Here is a 14357-nt window from a genome sequence, read left to right on the forward strand (position 1 = left end):
GGCCAACAGACCAATCAACACACAACCATGCACACAAAAATAAAAAATAAGTACATTGGCACACTATTGAGTTCTCAGACATCGTCACCACACAACAGCTACATGCTCTAAAGCATGGAACTCGTTGCGAGTAAAAAGTTATTTTTTGTCAGGGCCTGTTTTCCTATCGCCGCTTCAGCCAGAAACAAATTCTTGTCTCTGTGGGGCGCTGTCGGTCGCGCTGACTCGTATTAAGTTACACACCGCTTTAAACTTTCACAAACTCGCTGGTCACTCCTGGTTTCGAACGCATTTATCTCATGCCAAGCCAGCCCGCAAAGCCTTTCCTCCACAGGCTGCTTATGCGGCGTGCATATATCGGCAGAGTTACGGCCCATACGGCGTAGATGCCAAGGCTTATAAACATCCCCACCGCGGCCGAGATATAGCCTTGGGCGAAAAGCCATAACAGTGCTGCGATACCGAGGAGGTACGCGACTAAAACTCCAAGGGTCCTCTTCTCTAGGAACTCGAGGTACATAAGTCCCGGGACGGTGACGCCCGCGATGGCGGTCATGCCGGCGGCGACCTCGATTGTGTTCCCCCAGAAGGAAAGGGCTAACCCTACGGCGGCGCAACCAAGGATGAGGATGAGCCCCGTCATTGCGGTCATGGAAGCCCAGCGCCGACGCGTGCCGCCGAGGGTGACATAATCCCTGAGCGTATCCCGCAATATGCCCATGGGCTGGCTGATGAAAACGGCGGAGAGTGACCAAGCAATGAAAGCGATGAATTCCATCGGTTCCCACAGCGTGCTCATTAGCGAAAGCACAACGTTGATGGCTAAGAATACGACGACCATCAGCCACATGCGGACCTGGCGGCGGTATACAGCCTGCGCGTCGAGCGTCGGCGGGAAACGCCCAAGCTTGGATGCAATTCCCAAAGGGGTCGTCGAGTACCCCGTCCTGGTTGGGGTTGGTTTCCGCCACAGCGCCCATGCCAAAGCCGCCGCATAAACAGCCAACGCCCACCAGCCCTGCCGTGCAGCCGCTCCTGCCATGGCCACAACAGCAAAAACCGTGACGATAATCCGGCGGTGTTCATTCCATATCTGTGAGCTCAGGCCAAGTACTTGGTATTTATCAAAACTGGGTTGATACGTCAGGATGGGCACAAGGGGCAAGAGCAAGGTGACAGTTCCCCACTTTTCGCCAAAAAGTACAGGATAAAGCGCAATGAAGAATAGGACTGTTACCCAGACCCATTCCGTTGTGTGCCATAAGAGTTTCATGACTGCTCCTCCAATGCTCGGACAGCCTTTTCAAGTGATACCTCTGCTACCCGGAGATGATGTTCGTTGGCATAGCGGAAGACGGGATCGGGCGAGGTAGTGCGGGCATCGACAAGCACTTGGTCTCCCAGGCTGGTTGAAGCGCGCTCCAATACCGGCAGGTCAAGGGCGGAAACGGCCGCGGAGATGGCCTCCTCGGGCCCGCTGATTTCCAGGAAGGAATCAACAAATTCATCCACTGGACCGCTGATAGGGCTCTCCCCCATGAGGGAAATAGTGTCCAACAACCCCTCTATTTCATTGAGGTGATGGGTGGATACCACGATGGTGCGACCGTGCTCTTCCCGGAGGACCTGGTAAAAGAGTTCGCGCCGTGGCAGGTCGAGACCCAGATAAGGCTCGTCCAAAAGCATTATTTCGCAGCCAGAGGCAACGGCGAAAACAAATCCCAATGCCGATTTCTGTCCACGCGAGAGCGCGGAATACGCCTTATTTGGGATGTCGAAGCCGGCGATGAGGTCGTCATATTGCTCCGCATTCCAGTTGGGCCATCGCGCCTGGCCGACGGCGCCGAGCTTCTTGCTACCCCACGAATCCGGCAGCGGATTGTCGATGCCCATGAGGATTACCCGGTTGAGTACGGATTGGTTATCAAAGGGCTGGCGGTCGAAGACCGTGATGCGACCGGATTGAATTTGGCCGGCAATTTTTCGCAATAAGGTGGTCTTGCCAATTCCGTTGCGGCCCACCAAGCCATGGGTAAGACCTGCGGAAAAGGTGAAATCGCGGGTAGTAATCATGAGTACATTCCTCTGCTTTCTGCAACCCGATCGAAAAGGTCATGGAGCTGGGCGCGGTTGTAGCCCAAGCGAACTGCTTCATCGACAAGCGGGGCCATATATTCCGCGGCAAAGTCGCCTCGCCTGCGCTCGCGGATGGCACGCGATGCACCCTCGGCCACAAACATGCCGATGCCCCGCCGCTTTTCCAGCACCCCTAGGTCCACCAAGAGGGTGATCCCCTTCCGCGCGGTTGCGGGGTTGATGTTGTGGAAATCCGCCAACTCATTGGTGGAAGGTGCCTTATCGCCCTCCGCCAGAGTGCCGTCCACAATGGTGTCTTCCACCAAGGACGCAATCTGCCGAAAGAGCGGCTGCGTGGAGTTATCCATCATCACCTTCGGCTCGTTAGTTACTTAGTTAGTTGTGTAACTAACCATATAACACACTTGCCGACGCCGCAATGGTCACCGAAAACTTTTCATTTGCGGCCAATATGCTGGGAATTAGCGAATTGTGATCGACGTTTCGGGGTGAATAAGGCACACTGGAGGTAACAAAGAATTTTATTTAGAACAATTAGAACGGAACTTAGGAGCCATGCTTGAACGCACACTTGTCTTTGTCGATGCCTCATACCTGCTCGCGAGCTTTTATAACTCCTGGGAAACGGGGGCCCGCGCGCAGCTAGAAATCGATCTGCCCGAGGTGGTCAGCACCATGGGCGGAATGATCGAGGAGCAATTAGGCAACCCGATTCAACGCCAATACTGGTACGACGGAATCCCGGATACCGGTCCGCACCGCTACCAACGCGCCCTTCGCACCTGCGAGGGCGTGCAATTGCGCACGGGACAACTCATTGAATGGGGCGAGCGACGCACCCAAAAGGGCGTAGACACCCGGCTCGTGGCCGATATGGTCATGGCCGCCGTGAAGAACCAGTTCACCGACTTTGTGCTGGTCAGCGGCGACGCGGACATGATTCCCGGCGCGCAGACCGCCGTGGACAATGGCATCCGCGTGCACCTGTACGGGTTTGGCTGGGATTCCATGTCCGCAGCGCTGCGCCATACGTGCGATTCCACCACCATCTTGGATCCGCGCGAGGACTTCGCGGATTCCATGGAGCTGCAGGTCCTCGAGGGACCGCTTCCCCCAGTGGTCCGCGATGCAGCGCAGAAGGCAGAGGAAGCAGAAGAGGAGCTTCCAGGAGCCGAGCACTGCGACGAGTGCGAGGAGCCCTCCGAGGTGGAAACCGCATTCGGCACCCCGGAAAAGCCGACGCCGGCGCCTGCCCCAAAGCCTGCGCCGCCTCAAAGCGCACAGCAGGCCGCAACCCCAACCCCACAAGAGCAAGACAAGCCCACTGCAGAAGCGGAGAAGGGCCCTGCCGAAGAGGCCGAGGCTACCGATCAAGCAGCACCAAAGCCTGCGCCGAAGCCGTCAATGATGGCACCGCGGCGCAAGCTGCGCTCGAAGTACGTCCCGCTGCCAGAAGAGGTCTGGAGCTCTGCCGGGTTCCAGTCCCCATTCGATGTGGGCCAGCAGTACGCATCGTGGTGGTTTGATAATGCCGCCAACTCAGAGCAGCGCGACCAAGCCCACTTACTGTCTGGCGGCGGATTACCGCCGGAAATCGACCGCCCGCTGCTGCAGTTCGCCTGCGAAACCCTGCATGAATACACCCTGACGGAAACCCAGCGCGTGAACTTGCGCGATGGGTTCCACTCAGGAATCCGCGGCGTGCTAATTAATATCCGCCGCGAGAATTAATCCCCGGATTCGATTTCCTTCTTCTTGGCCATATCGGCGCGCAGCGCATCTAGCCGCGCGCTGGCCTTCATGTCGTTGCCGGCCGCTTGAATCTCACTCATGCGGTCGCCACCGGTTGCCTGCTGCAACTCTTGTGCACCAAGCGCATCGGCATAGCGCTTTTCAATCTTGGAGCGGACGGAATCCAGGCTCGGCACGGAATCATCGGGCTTGAGCTCGTTCATGGAATCGAGTGCTTCCGCATTCTTTTCCTGCATTGCGGCCTGATCCGCCTGCGCTTCCAACTGGCTCACCTGTGCCAGCTGCTCCTTGAGTCGGGCCTCGGATTGTTTTTGCTGGTTCTTGGCTTGTTCAGCCGCCTGCTCCGCCGCCGCGTGCTGCTGCTTGACGTCTTCTAGTTCCTGCTCCACCGCGACGAGCTGGGAAGCCACTACCTCAGCGGCTTGGTTGTACTCATTCGCCTTCTGGGGGTCCTCAGCGGAATCCGCGAGCTCCAAGGCGCGCTCGGTTTGGGATTGGTAATCCTGCTGGGACTTCACCAGGCGGTTCATCTGCATTTCCAACTGAGACTTGTGCCCGATGATCTCTGCCGCATGATCCGAGATTTCCTGGTGCTGTTCCTTGGCGGCCTTGACCGCCTGCTGGATTTGGACCTTTGGATCGGCGTTCTCATCAATCTTTTGATCGAGAGAACTCATCACGTACTTCCAGCCCTTGCTGAAGGGGTTAGCCATCACTATCTCCTTTGGTCATAAAAAAGACGCTTTCTAGCGAGTTTAGCGATACTCACCAGAAAGCGCCGTGGAAGCTCTGAAAATTCAGATTCTATGCCTGCTGTGCGTTCTGCTCTTCAACCTGGCGGCGAACCTCAGCCATGTCCAGGTCTTTGACCTGCTTGAGCAGATCCTCCAGCGCTGCGGGCGGCAGTGCGCCAGCCTCGCGGAATACGAGGATGCCATCACGGAAGATCATCAGGGTAGGAATGGACTGAATCTGCAGCGCGGATGCAAGGCCCTGGTTTGCCTCGGTGTCCAGCTTGGCAAAGGTAGCATCGGTGTGCTCCTCGGATGCCTTCTCGTAGACAGGAGCAAAGCGCTTACATGGGCCGCACCAGTCCGCCCAGGCATCGACAAGCGTAATGCCTTCGCCGGTTACGGTCTGTTCAAAGTTCTCTTCAGTGACGTCGATAGTAGCCATACTCGTTGTAACTCCTTTACATTGTGGTTTATTCCCCACCGTACCTAAATTCCTCCCTTGCCTGATACCCCTAGGGGGTATAGCATGGAAGCATAAGCACCGAGAAAGGATGATAGTCATGGCAACGAAGAACTACACCGTAGAAGGAATGAGCTGCGGACACTGCGAAATGTCCATCCGCGAAGAGGTAGGCGAAATCGCCGGTGTTGAGGCAGTTTCTGCAGACCACACCACCGGCGCAGTGTCTGTCTCCGGTAGCGATTTCACCGATGAGCAAGTGGCAGCCGCCGTAGCCGAAGCCGGATACACCCTTAAGTAGGCGAATACTATGTCACACGTTGATCTCGGGGTCTCGGGCATGACCTGCACGTCCTGCTCTTCCCGGGTAGAACGAAAGCTCAACAAGGTAGACGGCGTTGAGGCGAGCGTAAACTTTGCCACCGAATCCGCCTCTATTGAGTTCGATCCGGAGACTTCTACGCCCGCGGATCTGATCAAGGTCGTCGAAGGCGCCGGATACAGCGCTTTCGATATGTCCGGCAGCGATGACGGCGACCAGGACGGGGACGCAGACGCAGAGGGCACGCCGGTTGATGATGCCCGCGCTGCCGAACAACAGAGCCTGCTGCGGCGCACCATCATCTCCGCGGTATTGTCCGCCCCCATCATGGTTGTCTCCATGGTGCCCGCCCTTCAGTTCCAGAACTGGCAGTGGGCCTGCGCCATGCTGGCCACCGTCGTCTTCATCTTTGGTGGCGCCCCCTTCCACTCCGCTACGTGGACCAACCTGAAGCACGGCTCGTTCACCATGGATACCTTAATTTCTATGGGCACTTCGGCCGCATACCTGTGGTCCCTGTACGCGCTATTCTTTGGCAACGCCGGCGAGCCCGGCATGACCATGAGCATGTCGTGGTCCTCCAGCTCGGCCGAGATGGACCATATCTACTTTGAGTCTGTGGGAATGGTCATTACCTTCCTGCTCCTCGGCCGCTGGTTCGAGGTCAAGGCCAAGGGACAATCGTCCGAGGCGCTGCGCACCCTGCTGTCCATGGGTGCGAAGGAAGCCTCCGTGCTGCGGGATGGCAAGGAAAAGCGCATCCCCATCTCCCAATTGCAGGTGGGCGATGTCTTCGTTGTGCGCCCGGGCGAAAAGGTTGCCACCGATGGTGAGGTCGTCTCCGGCAATTCCGCCGTGGATGCCTCCATGATCACCGGTGAATCCGTCCCGGAAGAGGTGGGCGTGGGCGATACCGTTACCGGCGCCACCATTAACGCTTCCGGCAAGTTGGAGGTCAAGGCCACCCAGGTGGGCGAGGACACGGTCCTTTCCCAAATGGCCACCTTGGTCACCAACGCGCAAGCCTCCAAGGCACCCGTGCAGCGCCTGGTGGACCGCATCGCGCAGGTCTTTGTACCGATAGTGATCGGCATTTCCGTCCTCACGCTGCTGGTACACCTCATCTTTGGCGGCGTGGCGCCGGCGTTTATCGCCGCCGTCTCCGTGCTGATCATCGCCTGCCCTTGCGCGCTGGGCCTTGCCACCCCGACCGCCATCTTGGTCGGCACCGGCCGCGGTGCCCAGCTGGGCTTGCTCATCAAGGGCCCGGAGATCCTCGAGTCCACCAAGCAGGTCGATACCATCGTGATGGATAAGACCGGCACGGTGACCGCCGGTGAAATGTCCGTTACGGCCGTGCATGGCGATGTCCTCGAGTACGCAGCCGCCGTCGAGCGGAACTCCGAACACCCCATCGCCCAGGCCATTGCGCGCGAGCGCGACGTGGAGCCCGGCACCGACTTTTCCACCAGCACCGCTGGCGTGGAAGCAACGGTGGATGGGGTCCGCGTGGGCGTCGGCAAGCCGCGTGGGGACCTAGGCCAGTACGCTGAGGCCTTCCGCAAGGCAGAGGGCGCGGGCGCTACCCCAGTGGCGGTGTACCTCGACGATGAGCTCGCTGGGCTCATTGAGGTCCGGGACACCGTCAAGCCCACCTCCGCTGAGGCCGTAGAGCAGATGAAGCAGCTGGGCCTAACCCCGCACCTGCTGACCGGCGATAATGAGGGCGCGGCCAAGCGCGTGGCAGAGGAAGTTGGCATCACCGAGGTCACAGCCGGCGTGGTTCCGGAGGAAAAGGTCGACGTCATCAAGAAGCTCCAGTCCGAGGGGCACAATGTGGCGATGGTTGGTGACGGCGTCAACGATGCCGCGGCCTTGGCCCAGGCGGACCTTGGCTTGGCGATGGGCGCCGGTACCGACGTTGCCATCGAGGCCTCCGATATCACGTTGATGAATGGGGACCTGCGGTCCGCAGCCGATGCCATTCGCCTATCCCGCCGCACGCTGCAAATCATTAAGGGCAACCTGTTCTGGGCCTTTGCCTATAATATTATTCTCATCCCCGTGGCGGCCTTTGGCCTGCTGAACCCGCTATTTGCCGGCATTGCAATGGCGTTGAGCTCCGTATTCGTCGTCTCCAATTCCCTGCGTCTCCGGAAATTTTCCACCCAGCGCTATGATTAGCGCATGCTCAGCCGCAATGAACGATTAGACCGGCTTCCGGTCACCAGCAAACACAAGCGCCTACTCTTGGGCTCCGGCCTAGGGTGGGCGCTCGATGCTATGGATGTCGGGCTCATTTCCTTCATCATGGCCGCCCTGGCCGTGCATTGGGATTTGAGTAGCACCCAAACCTCCTGGCTCGCCTCTGTTGGCTTCCTCGGCATGGCTCTGGGCGCGACATTCGGCGGGCTCCTTGCGGATAAATACGGCCGCCGCCACGTCTTCTCCCTCACCCTCTTGGTCTATGGCCTGGCCACAGGCGCTTCCGCCCTGGCCGGTGGGCTGACCATGCTTATCATCTTCCGCTTCATCGTCGGGCTGGGCTTGGGCGCGGAGCTGCCGGTCGCCTCCACACTCATCTCCGAATTCTCACCGCGCCGCATCCGCGGGCGCATGGTAGTCCTCCTCGAGGCCTTCTGGGCGCTCGGCTGGATCCTCGCCGCGCTCATCGGCACCTTCATCGTGGGCGCCGGCGAAAACGGCTGGCGCTGGGGCTTTGCCGTGGGTCTCATCCCCGCCGCTTATTCGGTCTACGTGCGCCTAGGCTTGCCGGAATCGGTGCGCTTCCTCGAATCCAAGGGCCGCCACGGCGAGGCCGAAGAGGTTGTGGCGTCCTTCGAGGAGGCCGCCGCGGGCCAGCCGCTTGACGATGTCCACCCAGAACCCACTGCCTCCACCGAGACCTCCATTTGGGGTCGGGGTTTGCGCCGCCGCACGGCGGCCCTGTGGACCATTTGGTTTTGCGTCAATTTCTCCTATTACGGCGCCTTCATCTGGATCCCGTCCCTGCTGGTTGCCGATGGGTTCTCGCTCGTAAAATCTTTCAGCTTCACCCTCATCATTACCTTGGCACAGCTACCGGGCTACGCCACCGCCGCCTGGCTCATTGAGGTCTGGGGCCGGCGAGTCACCCTCGCCGTGTTCTTGGTCGGCTCCGCCGTCTCGGCCGGGCTCTATGGCACCGCAAGCTCCGAAGTATTCATCATCATCGCCGGGTGCCTGTTGTCCTTCTTCAACCTCGGCGCCTGGGGTGCTCTTTATGCGATTGGTCGGGAGCTCTACCCCACCGCGCTGCGCGGTCGTGGTACAGGTGCCGCCGCCGGTTTTGGTCGCATCGCCTCCATCGTCGCACCGCTCGTTGTGCCGCCACTCATCGCGGCGACCGGCGCTGGATTCCTTTTCGTGCTCTTTGCGGCTGCCTTCGCCATCGCCGCCACAGCTGCATTTACTTTGCCTGAGCTTAAGGGTGAGGCCCTTGCTCGATAAATTAGCCCTTAGCGCGTGGATTGGCGTCATGGTGGCGCTGACCACCCTGAAAGCTTTCTTCCAGATTGGTTACCTGTGGAAGCCCGAAAACCAGCGCGTCCGCGAGCTCCATTTAGTTCCCCTCGATGAATTTTCCGGCAATAGTTGGTTTGCGCCGCTTTTCGAATACGCCGGCAATACCGCCTTCTTCATCCCCTTCGGGCTTTTGATATTCACGCTGTGCCGTTCCGTGAAGGTATCGGCTGCCTGGGGATTCGCGCTGAGTTTAACCCTGGAGACGGCCCAATATGTTTTTGCCCTAGGCCGCACAGATATCGATGATCTGCTCTTTAATACCCTCGGCGCGCTCATCGGTGCAGCGATCGCTCACTGGGGCGGGCAACGCTTCTTCCCGGTATGGCGGTGGCTTTCCTTGGTCGCGGCCGCGGTCTTTATCGTGCTGGTAATTCTGGGTCCCCGCTTAGGGGACCCCGCGGCCGTCGTGGACCTATAAGTCCTTTATCCGTGCGCCATGTTGACGAACTTGGAGTAGTGCAGCTGGTGGGCCACCTGAACCGTGTCAATGGGCCCGCCGCGGTGCTTGGCCAAAATAATATCCGCTTCTCCGGCTCGCTCGTTATCGCGGTCTTGCGAGTCTGGGCGGTATAGCAGCATCACCATATCGGCGTCCTGCTCCAAGGAACCGGACTCACGCAAGTCAGCCAATTGCGGCTTCTTGTCATTACGGGCTTCAGGTCCACGGTTCAGCTGCGAAATGGCAATCACCGGCACCTCAAGTTCCTTGGCCAATAGCTTGAGCTGGCGCGAGAACTCCGAGACCTCTTGCTGGCGCGACTCCACCTTTTTACCCGAAGACATCAGCTGGAGATAGTCCAAAACAATGAGGTCGAGGCCATGCTGCTGCTTGAGCCGGCGGGCTTTCGAACGGATCTCCATCATCGTGAGGTTCGGGGAATCATCAATGAATAGCGGCGCATCTTGAATGCGGTTAAGCGTGTCATCGATCTTCGCCCAATCCTCCGTGGAGACGCCACCACTGCGCATATCGGTGAGCTTGACCTCAGATTCCGCGGAGAGCAGGCGCATCACGATCTCCGAGGCTGACATTTCCAAGGAAAAAATGACGGAGGACTTGCCGTGCTGCAGAGAGCACGAGCGAATGAAATCCATCGCTAGCGTGGACTTACCCACACCGGGTCGCGCCGCCACGATGATCATCTGGCCTGCGTGCAAGCCATTGGTGAGCTTATCCAAGTCAATGAAGCCTGTGGGCACGCCCAATTCAACGCCGCCCGCCTGCTGTAGCGCCGCCAACTCATCAATGGTGGGATCAATCAGATCACCCAGCACGCGGTAGTCCTCAGCGGTCTTGCGCTGGGCGATGGCAAATACTTCCTGCTGGGCTCGGTCGATCACCGATTCGATCTCGGCATCCTCTGTGCCAGAAAATCCCAGTTGGACCACGCGCGTACCGGCATCCACAAGCCGGCGCAGGACGGCCTTTTCCGCCACGATTTCCGCGTAATAGCGGGCATTGGCCGCGGTGGGAACGGTAGCCAAAAGGGTGTGTAAGTAGGGCGCACCACCAACGCGTTCGAGGTTATTAAACCTATCCAGCCGCGAGGAAAGGATAAGGGGGTCGATGTCTTGCCCCGCCGCGTAGAGGTCCAGCATGGCACCATAAATTAAGGCGTGGGCCGGATAATAGAAGTCATCGGGTTCGAGCTCTTCAATTACCTCCATGACCGTATTGGGGCTGAGCAGCATAGCGCCCAATACGCCCTGCTCTGCTTCCCGGTCCGACGGCGGCTGGCGATACTCCTCGTAGCGCTGCGGTTGATCCTGTTGGTACCGCGGCCGGCGCGCTACGGCATTATCCGGCGCCGGTGGTTCCGGCGGAAGCTGTTCATCATCGAAGCTCGCGTTGGTCATGTGTCCCCCTTGGTGTCCGTAAAGAGACCGTGCGTAACGCTGTCCAAGTGTAGACGAGCTCCCGGACACTACCTGCCTGGGCATAACTCCCACAGTTATCCACAGGTGCTTGTGGAATTACCTGGTAGGCCGATCGTTGCATTTCATTTGCCGAGGTCACGACTGTGGATAACTTGGCATCACTGTGACCTGCAACGATAATAACCGCTGGTCAGGGCGATTATTTCGAAGTGTGAAAATTCCCACACAGTGGCGGAAAATAGGCCGTGACCAGCGGTAAAGTCGTGCAAAACTCTTGGTGAGCCCGTACCCTGAATTCCACATTCATCCACAGATTTTCACAGTTATCCACAGGCCAGTTGGGTAGGCAAAAGGCCCCAGGAATTCTCCACCTCACATAGAGAATTCTTGGGGCCTTAAGCCGTGCTGTTGTCTTTGGGTCTGTGGACCGTCGAGCGCTGCTTAAGCAGCGACGACCGAGAAGTTCACCTTGCCGAGCACGTCAGCGTGCAGCTTCAGCTCGACCTGGTAGTTGCCGGTCTTCTTGACCAGGCCCTTGGGCATATCAACGATACGCTTATCCAAGTTAGGGCCACCGGCCTTGGAGACGGCCTTGACAATGTCTTCTGCGTTAACGGAACCGAAGAGCTTGCCGGAAGTGGAGGTCTTAACCTTGACCTCAACGTTCGTCAGCTGCTCAAGCTGGTTGCGGACCTCGCGTGCGTGGTCCAGGTCGCGAATTTCGCGAGCTTCCTGGGCGCGCTTGATGCCCTCAATCTGCTTCTCAGCGCCGCGGGAAGCCACGATGGCCAAGCCGCGGGGAAGCAGGTAGTTACGTCCGTAGCCGTCCTTAACCTCAACAATTTCGCCAGCGGCGCCGAGGTTCTCAACGGCAGCGGTGAGGATCAGCTTCATGATCCCTGCCTTTCAATTGAGTTAGTTGAATAGTTGCGGGTGACAGACTTAGAACGGAGGTTCAGAATCAGCGCCTCCGAAGCCGCCTGCTGGCGGTGCGGAGTTCCACGGATCCTCTGCAGGAGCCTGGTTCTGCTGCTGCGACTGCTGCTGTTGCTGGCCTCCAAAGCCGCCCTGATTATTGTTATTCGAGCGCTGCTGCTGGCCGCCGCCGCCAAAGTTGCCGCCGCCCTCACGGGGATTGCGGTTTACCTGTGCGGTGGCGTAGCGGAGCGACGGACCGACCTCATCGACGTCGATCTCAAATACAGTGCGGTTTTCACCCTCGCGGGTCTGGAAGGAACGCTGCTTCAAGCGGCCGGTAACGATGATGCGCATGCCCTTGCTCAGGGTCTCGGCGACGTTCTCCGCCGCCTGGCGCCATACGTTGCAGGTCAGGAACATAGCTTCGCCGTCTTCCCACTGGTTCGTCTGCGAATTATAGCGACGAGGCGTGGAGGCGACGCGGAAGTTAGCTACCGCCGCACCCGCTGGGGTGAAGCGAAGCTCGGGGTCAGCAACTATGTTGCCCACCACCGTAATATTGGTATCTCCCTGTGCCATGTCTTTACTCCTTATCGGTTACGTGGATTGTGCTTGATCCCAGTATCCGCTACTTGCTGTCGGTGCGCAGAACCTTGGTACGCAGGATGGTGTCGTTCAGGTTCAGGCGACGGTCGAGCTCGGAAACCGAAGGGTGCTCGCACTCCAGGTTAACGACGGCGTAAATGCCCTCTTCCTTCTTCTCGATAGGGTATGCAAGGCGACGCTTGCCCCATACATCGAGGTTCTCAACCTTGCCGCCGTCCTTGCGGACGATGTCGAGGTACTTATCTAGGGACGGGGTTACGGTGCGCTCATCCTGATTAGGATCCAGAATGATCATGACTTCGTAGTGACGCACGGACCTCATCACCTCCTATGGTCTAGTCGTTTTCGGCTGCATCACCTTTGCGGATGCAGCAGGAGGGTGCGTTGCGTCAAGCAACCCCACCACAGTACCGCAAATGACCGGCGAAAAGAAATCTATCCCGTCGTAGTGGAGGCAAAAAAGATAGCACACGTCGCGGGAATGATGGTGAGAAAAACAATGGCAAGGATGCCCAAGATGATGGGCCCGCGCTTATCTTCCCTGTTATGAAACAGCCAAAAGGCCGCCATAACGCAGATAAAGCCCAACAAGATCGACACCATGCCGATTATGGTCACAATCATTGAAATACTCCCGCCACTGGGTCGCGGCCCGTATGCGCCGCACGCACTTTATCTTCCGTTTTATTCCACATTTGCCGCAGCACAATAACCGCCATGGCAATGATGAATCCATCGCGCACAAGGATCGCCACGTCCAAGAGCTCGTGTGGAATACCCTTATTATCGATGCCCAGCATGTGCCACATGAGCAGGGGCCATACGAGGGCATCGGCAAGCGCCCAGCCCAAAACCAACCGCCAACGCGGCACGGCCAAGGCCGCTGGAACTAGGAGCCAGAGCGAATACTGCGGGGACCAAACCTTATTGACCAGCAGGAAGGCCGCGACGATGAGGAAGACCAACTCCGCTACCCGCGGGGTAAGCGGGCTGCGCCAGCCGGCCAAGGCAATACCGGCGCACAAGAAGATGAATGCCACGAGCGAGAAAGTATTCAAAAAGTCCTGGCTGAAAGAAATGTCCAGATTCCGGCTAATCAGCGCATACAGGGTGGTCCATTCCGCGCCGCGTTCCTGGTTCAGGCGGAAAAATTCCGCCCAGGCGTCCGGGTATTTCAAGGCAACGGGAAGGTTGACCACGAACCAAGCGGCAGCCGTAGCGACGGCGACCTTGGCAAAAGCGTCCCAGCGGCGACTGCGCCAGGCAAGGACGAAAAACGCACCGAGCAGAAATATCGGCCATAATTTGAATGCGGTTCCAAGGCCGATGAGGATGCCGGCGAGCCAAGGGCGGTGGCGGCTAATGGCCAGTAGCGCGCCGACGGCAAAGGCGATGGCAGGTATATCCCAATTGCTAAAGGCATGGATGATAATCAACGGGCTGGCGGCTACCAGGATGGTGTCCCACGTGCGGTTTCCCACCAAGAGGTAAACCATGTAGATGACGCCGACCCAGGTGCAGGCCATGACCATGGCGGTGAGCCCAAAGTACCAGCCAGCGGCGGGCACCCCAGCCCATTCCACGAGCCCATAAGTATGGCGCGCAATCCAGCCCATCAGGCCCTGGAACATCCCCGCCAATACCGGGTATTCCATGTAGCGGGTCAGGCCATCTTCCTGCCAGGAAAAGGCGTAGGGAAAGCCCGGTTGATCTAATCCGCGGCCTTCATAAAGCGGGACGATGTCGTTATAGCAAAAAGAGGTGTACTGGCGGTTAGCGGACCAATCAAGATTGATGGTGCCGTCTTCGCCGCGAGTACCAGCGGCGCAATTTGCCTTGGATAAGAACCCACCGGCCAAGAAAATCCAGGCTACCGCGATGAGCGCGCGCAGCGGGGTCCACCACTGCGCGCGGCTATCCCGGGCAAAGCGTCCCCTCGGCCCGCCCAAGAACTCTATGACGCCTCGCGCCATTGGTTCGTCTGCGGCGGACAAGCGCTGGTCTTGGCTCACGCGTACCGCTCCTT

At 58.6% G+C, this 14357-nt stretch carries 16 protein-coding genes; 5 read left to right on the plus strand and 11 right to left on the minus strand.

What is annotated here, in order from left to right:
- Nucleotides 1-292 precede the first annotated feature (292 nt).
- From ABRP66_RS07635 to ABRP66_RS07645, 3 genes are read right to left on the minus strand one after another with little or no spacing between them, the layout of a single operon-like run.
- The gene (locus ABRP66_RS07635; RefSeq protein WP_349838536.1) at nucleotides 293-1273 is read right to left on the minus strand and encodes a hypothetical protein; all 981 of its coding nucleotides are present in this window, start codon (nucleotides 1271-1273) and stop codon (nucleotides 293-295) included.
- Complete coding sequence (locus tag ABRP66_RS07640; RefSeq protein WP_284771251.1) at nucleotides 1270-2073, minus strand: AAA family ATPase; 804 nt, start codon at nucleotides 2071-2073, stop codon at nucleotides 1270-1272. The genes ABRP66_RS07635 and ABRP66_RS07640 overlap by 4 nt, the downstream gene beginning before the upstream one ends.
- Nucleotides 2070-2444, minus strand: a complete 375-nt coding sequence (locus tag ABRP66_RS07645; protein ID WP_035108334.1) for a GntR family transcriptional regulator — start codon at nucleotides 2442-2444, stop codon at nucleotides 2070-2072. Before ABRP66_RS07645 ends, ABRP66_RS07640 begins: the two co-directional genes overlap by 4 nt.
- 208 nt (nucleotides 2445-2652) lie before the next feature.
- Between ABRP66_RS07645 and ABRP66_RS07650 the strand changes: the two genes are divergently transcribed.
- Nucleotides 2653-3828, plus strand: coding sequence for an NYN domain-containing protein (locus ABRP66_RS07650; RefSeq protein WP_284771252.1), 1176 nt, complete (start codon nucleotides 2653-2655; stop codon nucleotides 3826-3828).
- Here ABRP66_RS07650 and ABRP66_RS07655 read toward each other — a convergent pair.
- Both ABRP66_RS07655 and trxA read right to left on the minus strand, forming a co-directional pair.
- On the minus strand, nucleotides 3825-4562 hold the full coding sequence (locus tag ABRP66_RS07655) for a PspA/IM30 family protein (protein ID WP_284771253.1): 738 nt from the start codon (nucleotides 4560-4562) through the stop codon (nucleotides 3825-3827). The two genes, ABRP66_RS07650 and ABRP66_RS07655, sit on opposite strands and share 4 nt — an antisense overlap.
- Before the next feature lie 91 nt (nucleotides 4563-4653).
- Nucleotides 4654-5025, minus strand: a complete 372-nt coding sequence (gene trxA, locus ABRP66_RS07660) for a thioredoxin (RefSeq protein WP_005275779.1) — start codon at nucleotides 5023-5025, stop codon at nucleotides 4654-4656.
- Nucleotides 5026-5143: 118 nt separating this feature from the next.
- Here trxA and ABRP66_RS07665 point away from each other — a divergent pair, with 118 nt between their 5' ends.
- The 4 genes from ABRP66_RS07665 to ABRP66_RS07680 are packed head-to-tail and all read left to right on the plus strand — an operon-like array spanning nucleotide 5144 to nucleotide 9347.
- The gene (locus tag ABRP66_RS07665) at nucleotides 5144-5344 is read left to right on the plus strand and encodes a heavy-metal-associated domain-containing protein (protein ID WP_005280400.1); all 201 of its coding nucleotides are present in this window, start codon (nucleotides 5144-5146) and stop codon (nucleotides 5342-5344) included.
- Between the two features lie 9 nt (nucleotides 5345-5353).
- Entirely contained in the window at nucleotides 5354-7549 is a 2196-nt protein-coding gene (locus ABRP66_RS07670; protein ID WP_284771254.1) for a heavy metal translocating P-type ATPase, read from the plus strand.
- 3 nt (nucleotides 7550-7552) lie between these two features.
- Entirely contained in the window at nucleotides 7553-8854 is a 1302-nt protein-coding gene (locus ABRP66_RS07675; protein WP_349838537.1) for an MFS transporter, read from the plus strand.
- Between the two features lie 28 nt (nucleotides 8855-8882).
- Nucleotides 8883-9347 carry a VanZ family protein gene (locus ABRP66_RS07680; RefSeq protein WP_284796906.1) on the plus strand — a complete coding sequence of 155 codons (465 nt, stop codon included), beginning with the start codon at nucleotides 8883-8885 and terminating at the stop codon, nucleotides 9345-9347.
- Nucleotides 9348-9352: 5 nt separating this feature from the next.
- Here the strand turns inward: ABRP66_RS07680 and dnaB are convergent, their stop codons facing one another.
- The 6 genes from dnaB to ABRP66_RS07710 all read right to left on the minus strand — a co-directional run bounded on the left by dnaB (nucleotide 9353) and on the right by ABRP66_RS07710 (nucleotide 14343).
- A complete protein-coding gene (gene dnaB / locus ABRP66_RS07685) occupies nucleotides 9353-10786 on the minus strand; it encodes a replicative DNA helicase (RefSeq protein WP_005275794.1) in 1434 nt (477 codons plus the stop codon).
- A gap of 462 nt (nucleotides 10787-11248) precedes the next feature.
- Entirely contained in the window at nucleotides 11249-11701 is a 453-nt protein-coding gene (gene rplI / locus ABRP66_RS07690; RefSeq protein ID WP_005275797.1) for a 50S ribosomal protein L9, read from the minus strand.
- A gap of 48 nt (nucleotides 11702-11749) precedes the next feature.
- Complete coding sequence (locus ABRP66_RS07695) at nucleotides 11750-12304, minus strand: single-stranded DNA-binding protein (protein WP_284771256.1); 555 nt, start codon at nucleotides 12302-12304, stop codon at nucleotides 11750-11752.
- A 49-nt stretch (nucleotides 12305-12353) separates the two neighbouring features.
- The gene (rpsF, locus tag ABRP66_RS07700; protein ID WP_023016353.1) at nucleotides 12354-12644 is read right to left on the minus strand and encodes a 30S ribosomal protein S6; all 291 of its coding nucleotides are present in this window, start codon (nucleotides 12642-12644) and stop codon (nucleotides 12354-12356) included.
- Nucleotides 12645-12766: 122 nt separating this feature from the next.
- A complete protein-coding gene (locus ABRP66_RS07705; RefSeq protein WP_284771257.1) occupies nucleotides 12767-12955 on the minus strand; it encodes a hypothetical protein in 189 nt (62 codons plus the stop codon).
- Nucleotides 12952-14343 carry a glycosyltransferase family 87 protein gene (locus ABRP66_RS07710; protein WP_284771258.1) on the minus strand — a complete coding sequence of 464 codons (1392 nt, stop codon included), beginning with the start codon at nucleotides 14341-14343 and terminating at the stop codon, nucleotides 12952-12954. The genes ABRP66_RS07705 and ABRP66_RS07710 overlap by 4 nt, the downstream gene beginning before the upstream one ends.
- Nucleotides 14344-14357 lie beyond the last annotated feature (14 nt).

The organism is Corynebacterium sp. KPL2680, from assembly GCF_040225675.1.
Lineage (GTDB): Bacteria > Actinomycetota > Actinomycetes > Mycobacteriales > Mycobacteriaceae > Corynebacterium > Corynebacterium rhinophilum.

What these genes read in the sequence shown, in the direction of transcription:
- dnaB (WP_005275794.1), bottom strand. Translation starts at nt 10,786, where the DNA reads ATGACCAACGCGAGCTTCGATGATGAACAGCTTCCGCCGGAACCACCG.
- ABRP66_RS07635 (WP_349838536.1), bottom strand. Translation starts at nt 1,273, where the DNA reads ATGAAACTCTTATGGCACACAACGGAATGGGTCTGGGTAACAGTCCTA.
- trxA (WP_005275779.1), bottom strand. Translation starts at nt 5,025, where the DNA reads ATGGCTACTATCGACGTCACTGAAGAGAACTTTGAACAGACCGTAACC.
- ABRP66_RS07680 (WP_284796906.1), top strand. Translation starts at nt 8,883, where the DNA reads ATGGTGGCGCTGACCACCCTGAAAGCTTTCTTCCAGATTGGTTACCTG.
- ABRP66_RS07675 (WP_349838537.1), top strand. Translation starts at nt 7,553, where the DNA reads ATGCTCAGCCGCAATGAACGATTAGACCGGCTTCCGGTCACCAGCAAA.
- ABRP66_RS07695 (WP_284771256.1), bottom strand. Translation starts at nt 12,304, where the DNA reads ATGGCACAGGGAGATACCAATATTACGGTGGTGGGCAACATAGTTGCT.
- ABRP66_RS07650 (WP_284771252.1), top strand. Translation starts at nt 2,653, where the DNA reads ATGCTTGAACGCACACTTGTCTTTGTCGATGCCTCATACCTGCTCGCG.
- ABRP66_RS07645 (WP_035108334.1), bottom strand. Translation starts at nt 2,444, where the DNA reads ATGGATAACTCCACGCAGCCGCTCTTTCGGCAGATTGCGTCCTTGGTG.
- rplI (WP_005275797.1), bottom strand. Translation starts at nt 11,701, where the DNA reads ATGAAGCTGATCCTCACCGCTGCCGTTGAGAACCTCGGCGCCGCTGGC.
- ABRP66_RS07665 (WP_005280400.1), top strand. Translation starts at nt 5,144, where the DNA reads ATGGCAACGAAGAACTACACCGTAGAAGGAATGAGCTGCGGACACTGC.
- ABRP66_RS07640 (WP_284771251.1), bottom strand. Translation starts at nt 2,073, where the DNA reads ATGATTACTACCCGCGATTTCACCTTTTCCGCAGGTCTTACCCATGGC.
- ABRP66_RS07705 (WP_284771257.1), bottom strand. Translation starts at nt 12,955, where the DNA reads ATGATTGTGACCATAATCGGCATGGTGTCGATCTTGTTGGGCTTTATC.
- ABRP66_RS07655 (WP_284771253.1), bottom strand. Translation starts at nt 4,562, where the DNA reads ATGGCTAACCCCTTCAGCAAGGGCTGGAAGTACGTGATGAGTTCTCTC.
- ABRP66_RS07670 (WP_284771254.1), top strand. Translation starts at nt 5,354, where the DNA reads ATGTCACACGTTGATCTCGGGGTCTCGGGCATGACCTGCACGTCCTGC.